General features: G+C 71.1%; 16 protein-coding genes and 1 riboswitch. Of the genes, 8 read left to right on the forward strand and 8 right to left on the reverse strand.

The window, feature by feature from the left end; all coding sequences use genetic code 11:
- Positions 1-115: 115 nt before the first annotated feature.
- A complete protein-coding gene (thiC, locus tag MFF13_RS02550) occupies positions 116-2,005 on the reverse strand; it encodes a phosphomethylpyrimidine synthase ThiC (RefSeq protein ID WP_147761449.1) in 1,890 nt (629 codons plus the stop codon).
- Positions 2,006-2,079: 74 nt separating this feature from the next.
- Positions 2,080-2,188: riboswitch (TPP riboswitch) on the reverse strand.
- Positions 2,189-2,306: 118 nt separating this feature from the next.
- Between thiC and MFF13_RS02555 the strand changes: the two genes are divergently transcribed.
- From MFF13_RS02555 to MFF13_RS02565, 3 genes are all read left to right on the forward strand, one after another.
- Entirely contained in the window at positions 2,307-3,143 is an 837-nt protein-coding gene (locus tag MFF13_RS02555) for an alpha/beta hydrolase (RefSeq protein ID WP_147761448.1), read from the forward strand.
- Between the two features lie 66 nt (positions 3,144-3,209).
- Positions 3,210-3,578 (forward strand): HNH endonuclease family protein, encoded by a 369-nt coding sequence (locus tag MFF13_RS02560; RefSeq protein WP_147761447.1) that lies wholly within the window; start codon positions 3,210-3,212, stop codon positions 3,576-3,578.
- Between the two features lie 174 nt (positions 3,579-3,752).
- The gene (locus MFF13_RS02565) at positions 3,753-4,838 is read left to right on the forward strand and encodes an acyltransferase family protein (protein WP_147761446.1); all 1,086 of its coding nucleotides are present in this window, start codon (positions 3,753-3,755) and stop codon (positions 4,836-4,838) included.
- Between the two features lie 37 nt (positions 4,839-4,875).
- Here MFF13_RS02565 and MFF13_RS02570 read toward each other — a convergent pair whose 3' ends face one another.
- Positions 4,876-5,127: a PilZ domain-containing protein gene (locus MFF13_RS02570; RefSeq protein ID WP_147761445.1), complete on the reverse strand. Its 252-nt coding sequence runs from the start codon at positions 5,125-5,127 to the stop codon at positions 4,876-4,878.
- 277 nt (positions 5,128-5,404) lie between these two features.
- Between MFF13_RS02570 and MFF13_RS02575 the strand changes: the two genes are divergently transcribed.
- Positions 5,405-7,606 carry a transglycosylase domain-containing protein gene (locus MFF13_RS02575; protein WP_238270711.1) on the forward strand — a complete coding sequence of 734 codons (2,202 nt, stop codon included), beginning with the start codon at positions 5,405-5,407 and terminating at the stop codon, positions 7,604-7,606.
- Positions 7,607-7,795: 189 nt separating this feature from the next.
- Positions 7,796-9,400 carry a sensor domain-containing diguanylate cyclase gene (locus tag MFF13_RS02580; RefSeq protein ID WP_238270713.1) on the forward strand — a complete coding sequence of 535 codons (1,605 nt, stop codon included), beginning with the start codon at positions 7,796-7,798 and terminating at the stop codon, positions 9,398-9,400.
- A gap of 139 nt (positions 9,401-9,539) precedes the next feature.
- Here MFF13_RS02580 and MFF13_RS02585 read toward each other — a convergent pair whose 3' ends face one another.
- Together MFF13_RS02585 and MFF13_RS02590 are read right to left on the reverse strand one after the other, a co-directional pair.
- Positions 9,540-10,844 (reverse strand): OprO/OprP family phosphate-selective porin, encoded by a 1,305-nt coding sequence (locus tag MFF13_RS02585; protein ID WP_238270715.1) that lies wholly within the window; start codon positions 10,842-10,844, stop codon positions 9,540-9,542.
- A gap of 95 nt (positions 10,845-10,939) precedes the next feature.
- Positions 10,940-11,779, reverse strand: a complete 840-nt coding sequence (locus tag MFF13_RS02590; protein WP_147761444.1) for an aldo/keto reductase — start codon at positions 11,777-11,779, stop codon at positions 10,940-10,942.
- Positions 11,780-12,097: 318 nt separating this feature from the next.
- On the opposite strand from MFF13_RS02590, the gene MFF13_RS02595 reads away from it, so the two are divergent.
- The 3 genes from MFF13_RS02595 to MFF13_RS02605 are packed head-to-tail and all read left to right on the forward strand — an operon-like array spanning position 12,098 to position 13,850.
- Positions 12,098-13,171, forward strand: coding sequence for an adenylate/guanylate cyclase domain-containing protein (locus MFF13_RS02595; protein ID WP_238270717.1), 1,074 nt, complete (start codon positions 12,098-12,100; stop codon positions 13,169-13,171).
- Positions 13,168-13,389: a hypothetical protein gene (locus tag MFF13_RS02600; protein ID WP_147754414.1), complete on the forward strand. Its 222-nt coding sequence runs from the start codon at positions 13,168-13,170 to the stop codon at positions 13,387-13,389. The genes MFF13_RS02595 and MFF13_RS02600 overlap by 4 nt, the downstream gene beginning before the upstream one ends.
- Positions 13,386-13,850: a YaiI/YqxD family protein gene (locus MFF13_RS02605; protein WP_147761443.1), complete on the forward strand. Its 465-nt coding sequence runs from the start codon at positions 13,386-13,388 to the stop codon at positions 13,848-13,850. The genes MFF13_RS02600 and MFF13_RS02605 overlap by 4 nt, the downstream gene beginning before the upstream one ends.
- A 185-nt stretch (positions 13,851-14,035) precedes the next feature.
- Here MFF13_RS02605 and MFF13_RS02610 read toward each other — a convergent pair whose 3' ends face one another.
- From MFF13_RS02610 to tolR, 4 genes are all read right to left on the reverse strand, one after another.
- Positions 14,036-14,299 (reverse strand): BrnA antitoxin family protein, encoded by a 264-nt coding sequence (locus tag MFF13_RS02610; protein WP_238270726.1) that lies wholly within the window; start codon positions 14,297-14,299, stop codon positions 14,036-14,038.
- 9 nt (positions 14,300-14,308) lie between these two features.
- Entirely contained in the window at positions 14,309-14,680 is a 372-nt protein-coding gene (locus tag MFF13_RS02615; protein WP_147754411.1) for a hypothetical protein, read from the reverse strand.
- Positions 14,681-15,007: 327 nt separating this feature from the next.
- Positions 15,008-16,030, reverse strand: a complete 1,023-nt coding sequence (locus tag MFF13_RS02620) for a TonB family protein (protein WP_147761441.1) — start codon at positions 16,028-16,030, stop codon at positions 15,008-15,010.
- A 3-nt stretch (positions 16,031-16,033) separates the two neighbouring features.
- On the reverse strand, positions 16,034-16,534 hold the full coding sequence (tolR, locus tag MFF13_RS02625) for a protein TolR (protein ID WP_238270728.1): 501 nt from the start codon (positions 16,532-16,534) through the stop codon (positions 16,034-16,036).
- Positions 16,535-16,547: the final 13 nt, after the last annotated feature.

The raw sequence follows: 16,547 nt of genomic DNA on the forward strand, positions 1-16,547 counted from the left end.
GGAGACCTTAAGACTTGCGTCCCCTGCACCGTTGCCGTCCGCCAGGTTGAACGGACCGGCAACGATGTCGGAAGACTTTTAACGAACGGTCGAAGCGGACCGTTCGCCCATACTGCTACTCGGCGGCGTCGACGTAGAGCTTGCCGCCCTCGGCCAGGAACTCGCGGGACTTCTCCGCCATCCCGGCCTCGCGCTCGGCGCTCGTCAGGATCGGTGCGGTGTTCAGCACCTCGCCCGCAGCCTCCATCGCCAGCACCTCGGCGCGCAGGTCCTGCGTGATCTTCATCGAGCAGAACTTTGGCCCGCACATCGAGCAGAAATGCGCGACCTTGTGGGCGTCCTTGGGCAGGGTCTCGTCGTGGTAGGCGCGGGCCGTGTCCGGGTCGAGGCCCAGGTTGAACTGGTCCTCCCAGCGGAAGTCGAAGCGCGCCTTCGACAAGGCGTCGTCGCGCAGCTGCGCCGCCGGGTGGCCCTTGGCGAGGTCCGCGGCATGCGCGGCGATCTTGTAGGTGATCACCCCGGTCTTCACGTCGTCGCGGTTCGGCAGGCCGAGGTGCTCCTTCGGCGTGACGTAGCAGAGCATCGCGCAGCCGAACCAGCCGATCATCGCCGCGCCGATGCCGGAGGTGATGTGGTCGTAGCCCGGCGCGATGTCGGTGGTCAGCGGACCGAGGGTGTAGAACGGCGCCTCGCCGCACTCGGCGAGCTGCTTCTCCATGTTGACCTTGACCTTGTGCATCGGCACATGCCCTGGCCCTTCGATCATGGTCTGGCAGCCCTTGTTCCAGGCGATCTTGGTGAGCTCGCCCAGGGTCTCGAGCTCGGCGAACTGCGCCGCGTCGTTGGCGTCGGCGATCGAGCCGGGCCGCAGGCCGTCGCCTAGCGAGAACGAGACGTCGTAGGCGCGGCAGATGTCGCAGATCTCCTCGAAGCGCTCGTAGAGGAACGATTCGCGGTGCCCGGCCAGGCACCAGCGCGCCATGATCGAGCCGCCGCGCGAGACGATGCCGGTGACGCGCCGCGCGGTGAGCGGCACGTGGGCGAGGCGCACGCCCGCGTGAATGGTGAAGTAGTCGATGCCCTGCTCGGCCTGCTCGATGAGCGTGTCCTTGAACACCTCCCAGTCGAGCTTGAGCGGGTCGCCGCCGACCTTCTCCAGCGCCTGGTAGATCGGCACCGTGCCGATCGGGACCGGCGAGTTGCGGATGATCCACGAGCGGATGTTGTGGATGTTGCGGCCGGTCGAGAGGTCCATGACCGTGTCGGCGCCCCAGCGGATCGACCAGACCAGCTTCTCGACCTCTTCCGCCGCCGAGGAGGTCACGGCCGAGTTGCCGATGTTGGCGTTGATCTTCACCAGGAAGTTCCGGCCGATCGCCATCGGCTCCAGCTCGGTGTGGTTGATGTTGGCCGGGATGATCGCCCGGCCGCGCGCGACCTCGTCGCGCACGAATTCGGGGGTGATGAACGGCGGCACCGAGGCGCCGAAGCTCTCGCCGTCGGCGAGCGCGGCATGCGCTCGGTCTAGCATCTGCTCGCGGCAGAGGTTCTCGCGGTGGGCGACGTAGATCATCTCCTCGGTGACGATCCCGGCGCGGGCGAACTCGTACTGGGTCACCATCTGGCCGGGCTCCGCCTTGCGGATGGTCCGCTCGGCGGGGCAGGGGGCCACGAGCTTGTCGGCGGGCACGAACCCGTTGTCCTCGGGCTTGACGACGCGCGGCTGCACGGCGGCGTAGCCGCGCTTGGCGATCCAGGCGTCGCGCACCGGCGGCAGGCCCTTGGCGAGATCGATGCGGGCGTTGGTCTCGGTGTAGGGGCCGGACGGGTCGTAGACCCGCACCGCCGGCTCGTTCGGGTCGGTGAGCACGATCTCGCGGAACGGCACCCGGATGTCCTCCCGGCCGGCCACGCTCGCGTAGACCTTGTGCGAACCGGTGACCGGACCCGTGGTCACGGTCTCGGGGCTACCTTTGACGTCTTTGGACAGGACGGGCGCATTCATCGTCGGATCTCCCGGCATTGGGGCGATGCGGCGCGCCGCGACGGAGATGCGATGAAGCGGCGGGCGCCGGATGAGGCGCCGCAGGTTCCCGTCCCTCCGCCGGTACGAGCCGGATCAGGTTCAAGGGTCAGGACGTCGCGTCCACTCTCAGCCCCCGGTCGTGGGGCCCCCCTCGGAATGGTTCGAATCTCCGCGGGCCGCCGGACTTTGTCAATGCGCCGGCCGGATCAGGCGGAAACGGACGGATGCCGACGTCGTCTCGGATCGGTGTAGGGTCCCGCGGGAAACGCGACGGAGCCCCATGCGAATCCTGCTCGTCCTGGCGGCCGCCGCCCTCGGCCTGTTCGCGTTGATGCTCGGGGCGCTCGGCCTGTTCCAGCGCAGCCTGATCTATCCCGGCGCCTTCATCGCCGGCCCGCGGGCGCGGCTGCCTGTGCCGCCGGGCACGCAAGCCCTGTCCCTGCTCACCGCCGACGACGAGCGCCTGCACGCCCTGTGGCGCGCGCCGCGGCCGGGATGCGGCGTCGTGGTCAGCTTCCACGGCAACGGCTCGCGGCCCGAGCCTGCCGCGGCGCGGTTCTCCGCCCCTCCTTGGTCCACCGCCGGCTGGGGCGTGCTGGCGATCTCTTATCGCGGGTATCCGGGTTCGACCGGCGCGCCGAGCGAGGACGGGCTGATCGCCGACGGGCTCGCGGCGGTGGCCGAAGCCGTACGGCGCGCGCCCGGCGCCCCGATCCTGCTGCACGGCCATTCCCTCGGTGCGGCGGTCGCGGTCGCGGTGGCCGAGCGGGTGCCGCATCTCGGGCTCTACCTGGAGGCGCCCTTCGATTCGCTGCCCGGCATCGTCCGCCTCGCCTTCCCCTACGCGCCGACCTTCCTCCTCCGCGATACCTGGCGCTCCGACGCGCGCATCGCCCGGGCCGGCGGCCCGGTGCTGATCGTCCACGGCACCGAGGACGGCGTCGTCCCGGTGAAGCTCGGGCGCCGGCTTGCGACGGCGGCGGGGGAGGGCGCGCGCTTCGAGTCTGTGGCGGGCGACCACGTCTCGGTGCTCGGTACCCGAGACCGGCTGGCCGAGACGATGTTCGGCGATTCCCTTCGCGCAGCATGCCCGACGCCCGCCGCAGCGACGCCGTGACGCCGCGCCCCGAATTTGCGCCGATCCCATATTCTGGAGGGCGCGGATGTGGAGGGAGACGGGGCTTTGGGGCGACGCGAACGGCGCTGGCGCGAGGATGAACCAGACCCGTGGGCCCGCAGCCCTGAACCGGTGATCTGCCCGCTCTGCGAGCGGCCGATCCCGCCGCGCGCCCGGTCGAGCCTGCACCACCTCGTGCCGAAGCTGAAGGGAGGCACCCACGGCATTACGGTCCGGCTGCATCAGGTTTGCCACTCGGCGATCCATGCCCGCCACAGCGAAGCCGAACTCGCACGCCGGCTCGCCGACGTGGCCGCGCTGCGGGCCGAACCGGAGATCGCCCGCTTCATCGCCTGGGTGCGGACCAAGCCCGATGACTTCCACGCCGCCACGCGGATGACGCGCGACCGCCGCGCGGCCAAGCGCAAGAGCTGACCACAGAAAGAGCTGACCACAGCAAGAGCTGACCAGCGCCGGATCTGGTCCCGCCCCGCAGGCGCCCTCGGTTTACCCCTCGTTCGCCATGTTGCGCGATGGCGCCAGCCGGCTCAGGCGGCCTTTACGGGTCTCGCTTCAGGGTTGCGTCCGCGCAACGTTCGGGAGGCGGCGATGTTTGGGGAGGCGGGCGCGGCTGTGCCGGCGGAGGCGCTGCGTCTCGCCTGGGTCGACGTCGCCAAGGGCATCTGCATCCTCCTCGTGGTGATGATGCATTCCACCCTGGGGACCGGGGCGGCGATGGAGGGCGAGGGGTTCCTCCACACGGTGGTGACTTTCGCCAAGCCGTTCCGCATCCCTGACTTCTTCCTGCTGTCGGGCCTGTTCCTCGGACGGGTGATCGATCGCCCGTGGCGCCTGTTCGCCGACCGGCGCGTGGTGCACTTCGCGTATTTCTACGGGCTCTGGGTCGTGATCCAGTCGCTGGCGAAATACCCGGCGATCGTCGGCGAGGCCGGCCCCGGCGCCTTCGCCACCCACCTCCTGAACGCACTGGTCGAGCCGTACTCGACCCTATGGTTCATCTACCTGCTCGCGGTGTTCTCGGTCGCGACCAAGATGCTGCGTCGCGTGCCGCCCGCGGTGCTGCTGGCCGGCGCCGCGCTGCTGCAGGTCGTGCCCATCGCCACCCCATCCTACCTCGCGGAGGAGTTCTGCGCCCGCTACGTCTACTTCCTGGCCGGGTACGTCTTCGCCGATCGCATCTTCGCCCTGGCCGACCGGGCGGCGGCGGCCCCGCGCATCGCCTGCACGTTCCTGCTACTCTGGGCGGGCATCGAGGCGTGGCTCGCCTTCACGCCGTCGAGCCTTCCCGGCTACCCGACCCTGGCCAGTCTGCCGGTGGTCGCCCTGATCGTAGGCGGAGCCGGCGCCCTCGCCATCGTCTCGGGCGCGGCGCTCCTGACGGCGGCCGGCGGGCCGGTCGCCACTTCCTTGCGCGCCTGCGGACGGCGCTCGATCGTGATCTATCTGGCGTTCTTCCTGCCGATGGCCGCGACGCGGACGCTGCTGGTCAAGGCCGGGCTGATCGCCGACGTCGGGCTCGCCAGCCTGACGGTGATGGCGGTCGCCGTGATCGTGCCGCTGGCGCTGGAGCGTGCGGTGCGCGGCACCGCGCTTCGCGTCCTGTTCGTCCGTCCGAAGGCGTTCCACATCGCGACCGCAGCGAACTCGCAGGCGCCGGCGCTTCAGGCGGCCTGATCTGCCCCGTCCGAGGCCATCGCAGCGTCCTCAGGCCTCAGCCTTCGAAACACACCCCCAGGCGGCGGCCCTCGCGCCGCACGACGCGGCAGCGCCGCGGCGGCTCGTAGGCGGTCACCTGCAGCGTGAACCGGTCCGGCACGACGACCTCGGGCGCAAGCTCGAGCTGAGCGCCGGTCGCCGACACGTCCCAGACGAGACATTCCTGCGCGTCCGCACCACTCTCGGCGAACAGGCTCGCGACCTGGAAGGCATCCTTGCGCGGGGTGTTGCGTCGATTGTCGCTCATGGCATCACCCGAGGATTGGAGGCGGAGCGCATCATGCGCGCCGAGGCTTAGCAAATGCCCCAAGCGGCCGAGCGCAGACCGTCGGCGCGCCACCGCGGATCCCGGGAGAATCCTGCCGGCCCAAACCCAAGTGCCTGATCCTCAACGACTTCTGAAAATCGGCGGTTAACATCCCTTAAACCCGCCGCATTTACCGTGCGGAACCGGGCCTCCGACGATCGCCGCGCGCAGCCTTCGCGTCGCGCGTGCCCACGGGGCCTCAGGACAGACGGGACGCATGGCGAACGGACGCGGACGGGACGGCCGGGGCGAACCGAACTTCGACGTGCCCGAAGGGCGCGGCGCAGGTCGGGGCGGCGCGGACCTGCGCCTGTCGCGGGACGATCGCCCGGGAGGCGGCGTGGCGAGCAGAGTTCGGGACGGCGAGGACAAGGGCAGCCGCCGGGCGAAGCCCGCAGCAAAAAGCGGCGCGCGCCGCAGCGGGGGCAAGAAGGCCCGCAGGCGATCCCTGCTCGGGCGCCTCGTCTACGCCGGGTGGGTGCTCGGCCTATGGGCGGTGGTCGGCATCGCCGGCCTCATCGCCTACCACGCCTCGCAGCTGCCGCCGATCGACCAGCTCGCGGTGCCCAAGCGCCCGCCGAACATCGCCATCCTGGCATCCGACGGCTCGCTGCTCGCCAACCGCGGCGAGACCGGCGGCCGCGTCGTCGGCATCAAGGAGCTGCCGACCTACCTTCCGCGCGCCTTCGTGGCGATCGAGGACAGGCGCTTCTATAGTCATTTCGGCGTCGACCCGGTCGGCATCCTGCGCGCCATCGGCCAGAACCTGACGCGCCGCGGCGTCGCCCAGGGCGGCTCGACGCTGACGCAGCAGCTCGCCAAGAACCTGTTCCTCACCCCCGAGCGCTCGGCCTCGCGAAAGATCCAGGAGGCGATCCTCGCCCTCTGGCTGGAGCACAAGTACACCAAGGACGAGCTGCTCGAGCTCTATCTGAACCGGGTCTATTTCGGAGCCGGCGCCTACGGCGTCGAGGCGGCGGCGCAGCGCTACTTCGGCAAGCCGGCCAAGAACGTCAGCGTCGCGGAAGCCGCGATGCTCGGCGGCCTCGTCCAGGCCCCCTCGCGGCTGGCGCCGAACCGCAACCTGCCGGCAGCCCAGGCGCGCGCCGCCCAGGTCGTCGCGGCGATGCAGGAGCTCGGCTTCATCACCGCCCAGGACGCCAAGGTCGCGCTCGCCCAGCCGGCGCGCCCGGCGAGCAGCCGCGGCGGCGGCTCGGCGAACTACGTCGCCGACCTGGTGATGGACGTGCTCGACGACTTCGTCGGCACGATCGAGGGCGACATCGTCGTCCAGACCACGATCGACACCACCCTGCAGGCGACCGCCGAGAAGGCGCTCGTCGACGAGCTCAACGCCAAGGGCGGGCGCTACAACGTCGGCCAGGGCGCGCTCGTCTCGATGCGGCCGGACGGCGCGATCCGCGCGCTGATCGGCGGGCGCGACTACGCGCAGAGCCAGTTCAACCGCGCCACCATGGCCAAGCGCCAGCCGGGCTCCTCGTTCAAGCCGTTCGTCTACCTCGCCGCGGTCGAGCGCGGGGCGACGCCGGACACGGTCAAGGAGGACGCGCCGATCAAGATCGGCAACTGGCAGCCCGAGAACTATTCGCACCAGTACGAGGGACCGGTCACCCTGCGCACCGCGCTCGCCCTGTCGCTCAACACGGTCGCCGTGCGCCTCGGCCAGGAGGTCGGAGCCAAGGCGGTGGTGCAGACGGCGCAGCGGCTCGGCATCACCTCGCCGCTGCAGGCCAACGGCTCGATCGCGCTCGGCACCTCGGAGGTGACGCCGCTGGAGATGGTCGGGGCCTACGGTGCCTTCGCCAACGGCGGCACGGGGGTGATCCCCTACGTCGTCGCCGGGGTGAAGGGCGTCGACGGCAAGGTCCTGTACAAGCGCGGCGAAGGCGGCCTCGGTCGCGTCATCGATCCGAACGCCGTCGGCATGATGAACGCGATGATGCACGAGACCTTCGTGATCGGCACCGCCAAGAAGGGCGACATCCCCGGCTGGGATCTGGCCGGCAAGACCGGCACCAGCCAGGATTTCCGCGATGCCTGGTTCATCGGCTATTCCGGCAGCCTGGTCACCGGGATCTGGCTCGGCAACGACGACGGCGAGCCGACCAAGAAGGCGTCCGGCGGCAACCTGCCGGTGGAGATCTGGAAGACCTACATGAGCGTCGCCCTGAAGGGTCAGACGCCGGTGCCGCTGCCCGGCCTCAACCGCTGGCGCAAGGCGCCCGAGACGACGGCCTCGGTGGCGAGCGCGCCGAACCCGGGCAACATCCTCGGGCAGATCTTCGGCGAGCCGCCCGCACCCGCCCCGGCACCCCGGGCCACAGCCGCGCGGCGTCCGGCGGCCCGCGACGCGGACGACCGGAACTTCATCGAGAAGCTGTTCGGCCTCGGCGATTGATCGTCGGTGTAGGCCTCGGAAAGGCCTCGCCGGCATCGCTTGCAACGTCAGAGGGGTGCGCCGGACTTGCGATTGACGAAGCGTTCAGCATGTTGATCAGTCTTTCTACTACAGATTGGGCGCGTTAGGCTAAAATACTTCTCTCGCTTGCATCATCGTCGTGAGGCTTCGAGTTTGGGTCCGCGGTCTATGTCTGCCAAATCGATGTTTGCCAGCAAGGCGAAGCTTTCCAGGTCGGTGCTCGCCGACCTGGCGTCCGCCGCGACGGCGCCCCTGCGGAAGGACCGTGCCTCCCTGTTGATCGCCCGGTTCGGCATCGGCGTCACCGCCTGCCTCGCGATCCTCGGCGCCTACCTGATCTACGACCTGCGCGACGGCGCGTGGCGGCGCGCCGAGACGAACGCACAGAACCTGCTCGGCATGATCGAGGAGGCCGTGTCCCGCAACGTCGTGATGTACGACCTGTCGCTCCAGGCCGCCGCCGTCCGCGCCACCCAGCCGAACCTGATCGAGCTGCCGCCCGACCTGCGGCGCGAGGTGCTGTTCGACAACGCCGCCTCGGCGGCGGGCCTCGGCGTCATCGCCCTGGTCGACTCCTCCGGCCAGGTCCAGATCACCTCGGACCCGGAGACCACGAGCCGCCACTCGGTCGCCGACCTGCCCGAGTTCCAGCGCCTGAAGGCCGACCCGCAGGCCGGGCTGGTGATCACCGGCCCGCGGACGTCGCGCATCTCGGGCCGGTCGATCATGGGCCTGAGCCGGCCGATCGTGAAGGCGGACGGCACGTTCGGGGGGATGGTGAGTGGGGCGATCCACCTGTCGTACTTCCAGTCGCAGTTCGCACGGCTGCGGATCGATCCGGGCGCCCACATCAACGTCTTCCACCAGGACGGGACGCTGATGCTGCGGCATCCCTACGGGGCAGGCTACGTCGGGCGCAACGTCGCGGACGGGCCGGCCTTCCTGCGGCACCGCGAGGAGCGGCGCGGGATGTTCGTCGGCACCTCCACGCTCGACGGCAAGGACCGCCTCTACGCCTTCGCCAACCTCGAAGGCCTGCCGCTCGTCGTCAACGTCTCGACCGGCGTCGACAGCATCCGCGCCGTCTGGCTTTCGAAGGCGCTTTGGATCGCGGCGCTGATCCTGGGCCTGATCTGCGTCACCCTGGGCTCGATGCTGGTGCTCCACCGGGAGATGACCCAGCGCACGGTGGCGGAGGATTCCGCGCGCACCGCCAACGCCGAGCTGTCGCGCCTCGCGCTCACCGACAGCCTCACCGGCCTGCCCAACCGCCGCCGCTACGACGCGGCCCTCGACGAAGCCTGGCAGCGCGCCGTGCGCCATCGGGAGCCGATCGCGCTGCTGCTGCTCGACGCCGACCACTTCAAGCGGTTCAACGACCATTTCGGCCATCACCGCGGCGACGCGGTCCTCCAGGCCCTGGCCGCGTGCGTGCTGCAGCGCCTGGCCGGCCTCGACGCGGTCGCCTGCCGGATCGGCGGCGAGGAGTTCGCGGTGATCCTGTCCGGCCTGCCCGACGACGCGGTGCGCGCGCTCGCCGACCGCATCCGCCGCGCGGTGGTCGGGCTTCAGATCGCGCACGCCACCGATGTCGGCGGCGTCGCCACGATCAGCGTCGGCCTCGCCTGCCGGGTGCCGGGACCGGGCGACGACGCGGCGGCCCTGTTCGCCGACGCCGACGCCGCGCTCTACGCGGCCAAGCGCGCCGGCCGCAACCGCGTCCGCGCGGCGGCCCACGCTGCGCCGGCCGAGCCGGTCGCCCTGACCGCCTGAGGCGCGCCCGCCGACCGGAGCGAGGGCCGGATCGGCAACGCACATCCACCTACCAATTCACTTCCACCTACCAATTCAAAGCCACTCACCAATTCCATTGCACTTATCGAGGCACTTGCACCGACCCCGCGGCGTCCCCTCACCAGGCGACCTGGAACCGCCCGATGAACACGTCGGTGTCGATCGCGCGGCCGCCCTGGAGGGCGGAGGGCGCGGCCCGCGACCGGACGTAGTCGGCCATGATCCGCACGTTGCGGTCCGGGTACCAGTTCACCCCGACGCTCACGTCGCGCTCGATGCCGCCGCGGATCGCGCCGTCGTCGAGGTCGATCGCGCTCACGCGGGCGGCGAGCTCGAACACGCCGATGCCGCCGCGGCTCACCCGCGCCTCCTCGCCGACCTTCACCGCCTCGAAGATCGCGTAGGTCGTGCCGTAGTTCGGCGTCACGGCGTAGGCGCGGCCCTGGCCGTTGAGCACGTAGCTGGCCTCGACGTAGCCGCCCTGGAACGAGACCGACCGGGCGCCGTCGAAGCGCGACACCTCGGTGCGGATGTACTCGGCCTGGATCAGCAGGCGTCCGGTGCGGTAGGCGGCCTCGAGGCCGAGCCGGCCGACGCTCGCCGCGTCGCGGATGTCGCCGGTGTTCACGAAGGGCCGCGCGAACAGGAACGCCTCCGAGCGGCTCGACAGGGCGAGCGGCGACTCGTCCCGCGGCAGGCTGCGGAAGCTTCCGGCGATGCCGAGATGGAGCACCGCGTCGTCGGTGTGGATCGGCGCGAAGGTCGCGCGCGTGGTCGAGGCGACGCCCTCGCTGCGGATGCCGGTGTTGGCGTTGCCGCCGAAGACGCTGGTGACCACGGTCCAGTCCTGACCGGACCGGCCGATCGCGAAGCCGAAGTTGCGGGCCGGCGCGAATGCGTCGGCGAGCGAGCGTTCGGTGAAGACGGTGTTGTTGTCGCTGGTCAGCTGGTCGAGGCTGAAGGGCTCCTTCATGTTGCCGACCGTGAGGATCATGCCGGGGATGCCCTTCCAGGCGATCGCCGCATCGTTGATCGGCCGCATCGGGTCGGCGAAATCGTACTGGAACGCGAGCTCGATGGTCTTGCCGAGGGTCAGGTAGCTCTCGATCCAGGAGCGCCGGACGCCCACGTTGTCGGAGAATGGCTCGGGGAACCCGGTCTGGCGGATGCCGGCCGCCCCGAAATCGAGCTGCAGCTTGCCGCCGATCCGAAGCTTGGCCGCGTCGTCGGGAAAGCGCAGCGTGATGCCCTTGTCGTCGACGGTCAGCGTCTCGCCGTAGGGGCCGGCAAGCGGCGACCCTTCGGCGGCGCCGGCAGGCGCCGCGCATCCGAGCAAGGTCGATCCGAGCAAGGTCGATCCGAGCAAGGTCGATCCGAGCAAGTCGGCGCGCGGGCCTAACCGCAGGATCGAACGGTCCGCCATCGCAACCTCCGCGGGCGCCGAACCAGGACCCGGGGCAAGGGATAGCGCGAAATCGCTGACGATATCGCGACACGCGGGCAACGGTCGCGCGGGTTTCACAGCATGGGAAGCGTCCGCGGACGCGGGCCGCGGGGAAACTGCGCCTCGATCATCGCGATCTCGGCCGCGTTGAGGTGGAGGGAGGCCGCGCCGGCATTCTCGACCGCCCGGGAGGCGCGGCCGGTCTTCGGGATGGTGAAGGTGTTCTCCATCCGCGTCAGGAACGCCAAAGCCACCGCGTAGGGCGTCGCGCCGTGCGCCTCGGCGATGCCGGCCAGCACGCGGCCGCCGGGGCTGGCGGGGTTCGGGAAGTCGCCGCTGCCGAAGGGTGAGTAGCCGACCAGCGCGACGCCGTTCTTGGCGCACCACGGCAGCACCGCGTGCTCGATCGCACGCTCGCCGAGATGGTACAGCACCTGGTTGCAGGCGATGCGGTAGGGGCCGGCGATGCGCAGCGCCCGGTCGAGGTCCTCGACGTCGAAGTTGCTCAGGCCCCAGGACAGGATCTTGCCCGCCTGCCGCAGGTCCTCGAAGCCGGCGATGGTCTCCTCCAGCGGGTGGTGGCCCGGCCAGTGCAGCAGGTAGGCGTCGAGGCGGTCGGTCCCGAGGCGCCGCAGCGACTGCTCGCAGGCGCGCGCCACCCCGCGGCGCGTGGCGTTGCCCGGCACCACCTTGGAGACGAGGAAGATTTCTTCCCGCGCGCCCCGGATCGCCTCGCCGACGATGGCCTCGCCGTCGCCGTACATCTCCGCGGTGTCGATATGGGTCATGCCGGCGTCGATGCCCGCGCGCAGGGCGGCGACGGCCGCCTCGCGGGCGGCGGCGTCGATCCGCCAGGTGCCCTGGCCGACCACCGAAACGTTGAGGCCCGTCGCGCCGAAAGGTCTGGCGTGCATCACGTGGATCCTGTCTCCAAAAGGCGCACCGTGCGCCCGGGAAGAGGCGCGCCGTGCGCCCCGAAGGTCCGGTCTCGTGGGCGCGGCCGCTCCATCGCCGGAACGGATGGCGCCTGCGCCTTAATCGCGCCATCATGGGACGTTGAGCAATGGCCCGGCACCAAGTCCGGACCTAGACTTTGGTCGATGCCCCGTTCCTGTGGCGGGGCGCCGTCCAGCCCGCTTCGTTCCGCACCGGGTCGAGAACGCTTCAGGATCGGTTTCGTGCACGCTGCCTGTCCGCCTCACGCCTCGTTCCTCGCCCAGGCGGACCACTGAATGCTCCCGCAGCATCGCTGGTTCTGGGCTCTCATCGTCGTCGCATCCGGCGGGGCGGGCCTCCTCTACAACCTGCTGTTCGTCGGCGGCACCTCGCTCGCGGCCGGCACGATCTACGGCCTCGCCGTCGGCGTGACGGTGCTGGCCTTCGACCGGGGCCTGATCCTCTCCGGCCTGCAGACGCGCCTGCGCCGCCTGCCGGCGATGCTGTACGTGCCCTCTGCCGAACTGCTCTACGTGCTGATGATCGCGCTCGGCTGCGCGCTCGGCGGCTCGGTGGTCTGGGCGCTCGGCCTCACCGACGACACGCTGTCCTCCGCGGTGCGGATCACCCCGCGGGTGCTGGCCTATTCGCTCGCGGTCTCGGCGCTCCTCGTCTTCGTCGTGCGGATGCGCGACCTCATCGGCGGCGAGGTGTTCGTGAACTTCCTCGTCGGGCGCTATCACAAGCCGGTGCGCGAGGAGCGGATCTTCCTGTTCCTCGACGTGGTCGGCTCCACCGCCTTCGCCGAGACGCACGGCGACCTGCGGGCGCAGGAATATCTCGGCGCGATCTTCGCCACGCTGGCCGAGCCGGTGCGGCGCAATGCCGGCTCCACCGACGACTACATCGGCGACCTCGCCATGATCACCTGGCCGATGGCCCGCGGCCTCAAGAACGCGCGCTGCGTCGCCTGCGTCTTCGACGTGCTCGACCGGATCGAGGCGGACGCCGCCGCCTGGACCACGCGGTTCGGCACCGTGCCGCGCCTGCGCGCGGCCCTGCACGGCGGCTCGGTGGTGACGGCGGAAGTCGGCGTCGATCGGCACAAGATCGCCTATTTCGGCGACGCGGTGAACGTCACCTCGCGGATCGAGGCCCTGTGCCGGCCGCTGGGCGTGAACATGCTGATCTCGCAGGACCTGCTCGACCGCCTCGACGCCTTGCCGGCGGGCATCGCGGCGCGGTCGCTCGGGGCGCACGCCCTGCGCGGGCGCGGCCAGCCGCTCTCCGTCGCGACCCTGGAGCGGGCCGCCCCCGAGATGCCGCAGCCTATCGAGACGGAGCGCCCGGCGCTTCGGATCGCGCGATGAGCGCACCCTGGCTCACCGGCCTGCGGATGGCGCTGCGCTTCGGCCTGCCGCTTCTGGGCATCCTCGTCGTCGGCCGCGCCATCGTCCTGTCGATCGGCGGCGAGATTTCGAGGGCGCAGTTCGCGCTCGGCGTGCTGCTGATGGCGGCCGGGTTCTCCGCCCGCCTCGTGCCGAAGCCGCGGACGCCGAAAGCGGCTGCGGGGAAACGTTCGTCGTGACCGGCCCGATCGCGATCTACGTCGACGCCGACGCCTGCCCGGTGAAGGACGAGACCTACCGCGTCGCCGCCCGCTACGGGCTGCACGTCTACGTCGTGGCCAACAGCTTCCTGAACGTGCCGCGCGAACCCTGGATCGAGCGCGTCGTCGTCGGCGACGCGATGGATGCGGCCGACGACTGGATCGCCGAGCGGGCTGGGCCGGGCAGCGTCGTCGTCACGGCCGACGTGCCGCTGGCCAGCCGCTGCGTGAAGGCGGGCGCGACGGTGATCGGCCCGAACGGCAAGCCGTTCTCGGAATCGGCGATCGGCATGGCGCTCGCCACGCGCAACCTGATGCAGGACCTGCGCGAGGCCGGCACGATCACCGGCGGGCCGCGCCCGTTCTCGGCGCGCGACCGCTCGGCGTTCCTCGGCGCCCTCGACCGAGCGGTGAACCGCATCCGGCGCGGCACCGCCTGATCCGGGACCCAGCACCATAAAGGGGCCGCGTCGGCGGCTCGACATGTACGGCGCAAGGGTTTCGACGCTTCGCGACGTCCCGAGCTGGGTCCCGGATCGCATTCCGCTGACGCCTCACCCGTCCGGGAAAACGGGCGCCGTACTCACCGAGCCGATCAACCGAAAATCCGATGATCCGGCGTGTTTCAGGCCGAGGCGATCGCCTTGAGGGCGTCGTTGATGCGGTCCTGCCAGCCCGGGCCGTCCTTCTGGAAGTGCGCCAGCACGGCGCTGTCGATGCGCAACGTCACCGACTCGCGCGCACCCGGGGCGGCCTGTGGCTGGCGCGGTGCCGGCGCCGCCGCCGCGGGCGCCGGGGCCGGGGCCGGCTTGGCGGTGGTCGCCGCCTTGAAGGCGGCCTCGGCCGCCTGGCGCGGATCGGTGATGCGGCGTGTCCGGTCGAAGGCCATGGTCGCGCCTCAGGCCTTCTTGGCGGCTTTGGCCGCGCTCTTCTTCGGGGCGGCCTTCTCGGCGCCGGCCTTCTCGGCCGCCTTCTCAGCGGCTTTGGCGGCTTTGGCGGCGGCGGCCTTCGTCAGCGGCTTGACCTCGGCGGCCTTCGCCTGCGCGTCGGAGGCCTCCTTGGCGAGGCGCAACGCCCGCAGGCGCACGGTGCGCTCGTCGACGGCCTTGATCGAGGCGATGTGCTCGGCCATGGCCTGGGCGCCCTCGCGCTGCATGCGCTCGGCCCGCTCCGCGCGTTCGGCCCGCTCCTCGGCCTTGTGCTTGGCTTCCTCTTCCGGAGTGCGGACTTCGTCCTCGGTGTCCGCGCCGGTATCGATCTCGTCGCTCATCGTATTCCTTTCGTCCCTGCCGGTGCCGTCGCGCCAAGGGCGCTCCACGTGCGAAGGGAGCGCTCCCGGTCGTCGGAATGGGCGGGTTCGGCGCGACCCGAGGACAGGTGGGCGGCCGGTTCGCATCGTCTCCGCCGGTCCGCCGCGAACCCGTCGCGGCGTGCGGAACTCAAGGTGGTGTAGCATGTCGGGCGCCCCGATGGCGAATGCCGCGGCGGCACGGACGGCAAGTCACGGCGACTTTTCCCGTGCCGTCGTAGCCTCGGGCGTCGTCGAAGCCGCCCGTCAGACCCGCCGGCACCTTGCGCCGGCGGCGTTTTCCTCTGTTCAACGCACGCGATAGTTGAGCGGGATCGTCACCGACAGGCTCGACTGGGTCACGCCGGGGGGCGCGGCCGGCAGGCTGCCGCGCACGGCGCCCAACGCCGCGCTGTCGATCTGGCCGACGCCGCTGCTGCGCGCGAGGCCGGCGCTCGTGACCTGTCCGGAGCGCAGCACGGTGAAGCGCACCATCGCCGTGCCGCCGGCGGTGCCGGCCGCCGCGCCCGGGTTCATCCGGCCGTGGATCGCCGAGCTGATCGCGCCGGTCCACTGGCGCATCGCGCTCGGATCGCTCCCGGCCGAGGCCCGGCCTGCCGCGTTCTCGCGCGAGGACGAAGCGGAGCTTCGGGTCTCGGCGCCCGCGCGGGCCTGGGCCTGCTTGGCCTTCGCCTCGCGCGCGGCCTTCGCCTTGGCCTCGCGGATCGCCTCCTTGCGCTCCTCGATCGCCTCGCGGCGCGCCTCCTCGATCTGCTCCTGGCGCTTCTGCGCCCGGATCTTCGCCTCGCGCTCGGCCTTGAGCTTGGCGAGGTCGACCTTCGGCTTCTCCGGCTCGGCCGGCTTTGCGGGCTCGGGGGCCTGCGCGACCACCGGCGGCGGGGGCGCCAGCGGCTCGGCCTGCTCGGCCTGCGAGGTGATGACCTGGCTCTCCGGCTCGACCGGGACGGCGTCGGGCGGCACCTCCGCGACGGTGGCCGGCGGCGGGGGCGCGACCACCGCCTCGTCGGGCTTGGCCTCGGCGGCGTCCGGCGGCGGCTTGGTCGGCTCCGCCTCGGCGGGCTCGTCCACGGGCTTGGTCTCGGGCGGGGCGGCCTCGCTCGCCTGGGTCTCGCTCGGCGCCTGCGTGTCCGCGTCGGTCATCAGCGGCGCGAGGTCGATCGAGATCTGCTGCTCGCCGGGGGGCGTCGGCGGCGTCAGCTTGAACAGGGCGAGGCCCGCCAGCGCGGCCAGATGCAGGGCGAGCGCGACGAGGAAGGCGGGAACGAGCCCCGACGAGCGGGAGTCCGGCCCGGTGTCGACGATGGCGGACATGGCTTACCGCGCCGCCCCGTTCGCCGGCGCGGCGGCGGGGGCGCCCGGAGCCGGTCCGCCCGGAGCAGGTCCGCCCGGAGACTGCGCGATCAGCGACACCTTGGTGAAGCCGGCCTGGCCGACGAGGCCCATGACCTCCATGATCTTGCCGTAGGCCACGTCCTTGTCGCCGCGGACCAGCATCACCTGGTCCTTGTTCTCGGCCGCCATGGCGCGCAGGCGCGGCACCAGCGTCTCGTTGGTGAAGACCTCCTTGGCGATCGAGGGCTTGCCGTCCTTGTCGATCGTCACCTCGACCGGCTTCTGCGACTGCGCGACCTTGGCGGCTGCGGTCTTCGGGAGCTGCACCGGCACGCCGGTGGTCATCAACGGCGCCGCGACCATGAAGATGATCAGCAGCACCAGCATGACGTCCACCATTGGCGTGACGTTGATCTCCGACATCGGAGCGGTGTCGAGGTCGTCGTCGCCGGAACCGCTCGCGCGGATCGAACCCATCGCCATGCGGCGTCCTCCG

Source organism: Methylobacterium cerastii (genome assembly GCF_022179125.1).
GTDB classification, from domain to species: domain Bacteria; phylum Pseudomonadota; class Alphaproteobacteria; order Rhizobiales; family Beijerinckiaceae; genus Methylobacterium; species Methylobacterium cerastii.

Bases quoted from the DNA above. Each gene is read 5' to 3' on its own strand.
- thiC (WP_147761449.1), bottom strand. From the start codon at position 2,005: ATGAATGCGCCCGTCCTGTCCAAAGACGTCAAAGGTAGCCCCGAGACC.
- MFF13_RS02555 (WP_147761448.1), top strand. From the start codon at position 2,307: ATGCGAATCCTGCTCGTCCTGGCGGCCGCCGCCCTCGGCCTGTTCGCG.
- MFF13_RS02565 (WP_147761446.1), top strand. From the start codon at position 3,753: ATGTTTGGGGAGGCGGGCGCGGCTGTGCCGGCGGAGGCGCTGCGTCTC.
- MFF13_RS02570 (WP_147761445.1), bottom strand. From the start codon at position 5,127: ATGAGCGACAATCGACGCAACACCCCGCGCAAGGATGCCTTCCAGGTC.
- MFF13_RS02575 (WP_238270711.1), top strand. From the start codon at position 5,405: ATGGCGAACGGACGCGGACGGGACGGCCGGGGCGAACCGAACTTCGAC.
- MFF13_RS02580 (WP_238270713.1), top strand. From the start codon at position 7,796: ATGTCTGCCAAATCGATGTTTGCCAGCAAGGCGAAGCTTTCCAGGTCG.
- MFF13_RS02585 (WP_238270715.1), bottom strand. From the start codon at position 10,844: ATGGCGGACCGTTCGATCCTGCGGTTAGGCCCGCGCGCCGACTTGCTC.
- MFF13_RS02590 (WP_147761444.1), bottom strand. From the start codon at position 11,779: ATGCACGCCAGACCTTTCGGCGCGACGGGCCTCAACGTTTCGGTGGTC.
- MFF13_RS02595 (WP_238270717.1), top strand. From the start codon at position 12,098: ATGCTCCCGCAGCATCGCTGGTTCTGGGCTCTCATCGTCGTCGCATCC.
- MFF13_RS02600 (WP_147754414.1), top strand. From the start codon at position 13,168: ATGAGCGCACCCTGGCTCACCGGCCTGCGGATGGCGCTGCGCTTCGGC.
- MFF13_RS02610 (WP_238270726.1), bottom strand. From the start codon at position 14,299: ATGGCCTTCGACCGGACACGCCGCATCACCGATCCGCGCCAGGCGGCC.
- MFF13_RS02615 (WP_147754411.1), bottom strand. From the start codon at position 14,680: ATGAGCGACGAGATCGATACCGGCGCGGACACCGAGGACGAAGTCCGC.
- MFF13_RS02620 (WP_147761441.1), bottom strand. From the start codon at position 16,030: ATGTCCGCCATCGTCGACACCGGGCCGGACTCCCGCTCGTCGGGGCTC.
- tolR (WP_238270728.1), bottom strand. From the start codon at position 16,534: ATGGCGATGGGTTCGATCCGCGCGAGCGGTTCCGGCGACGACGACCTC.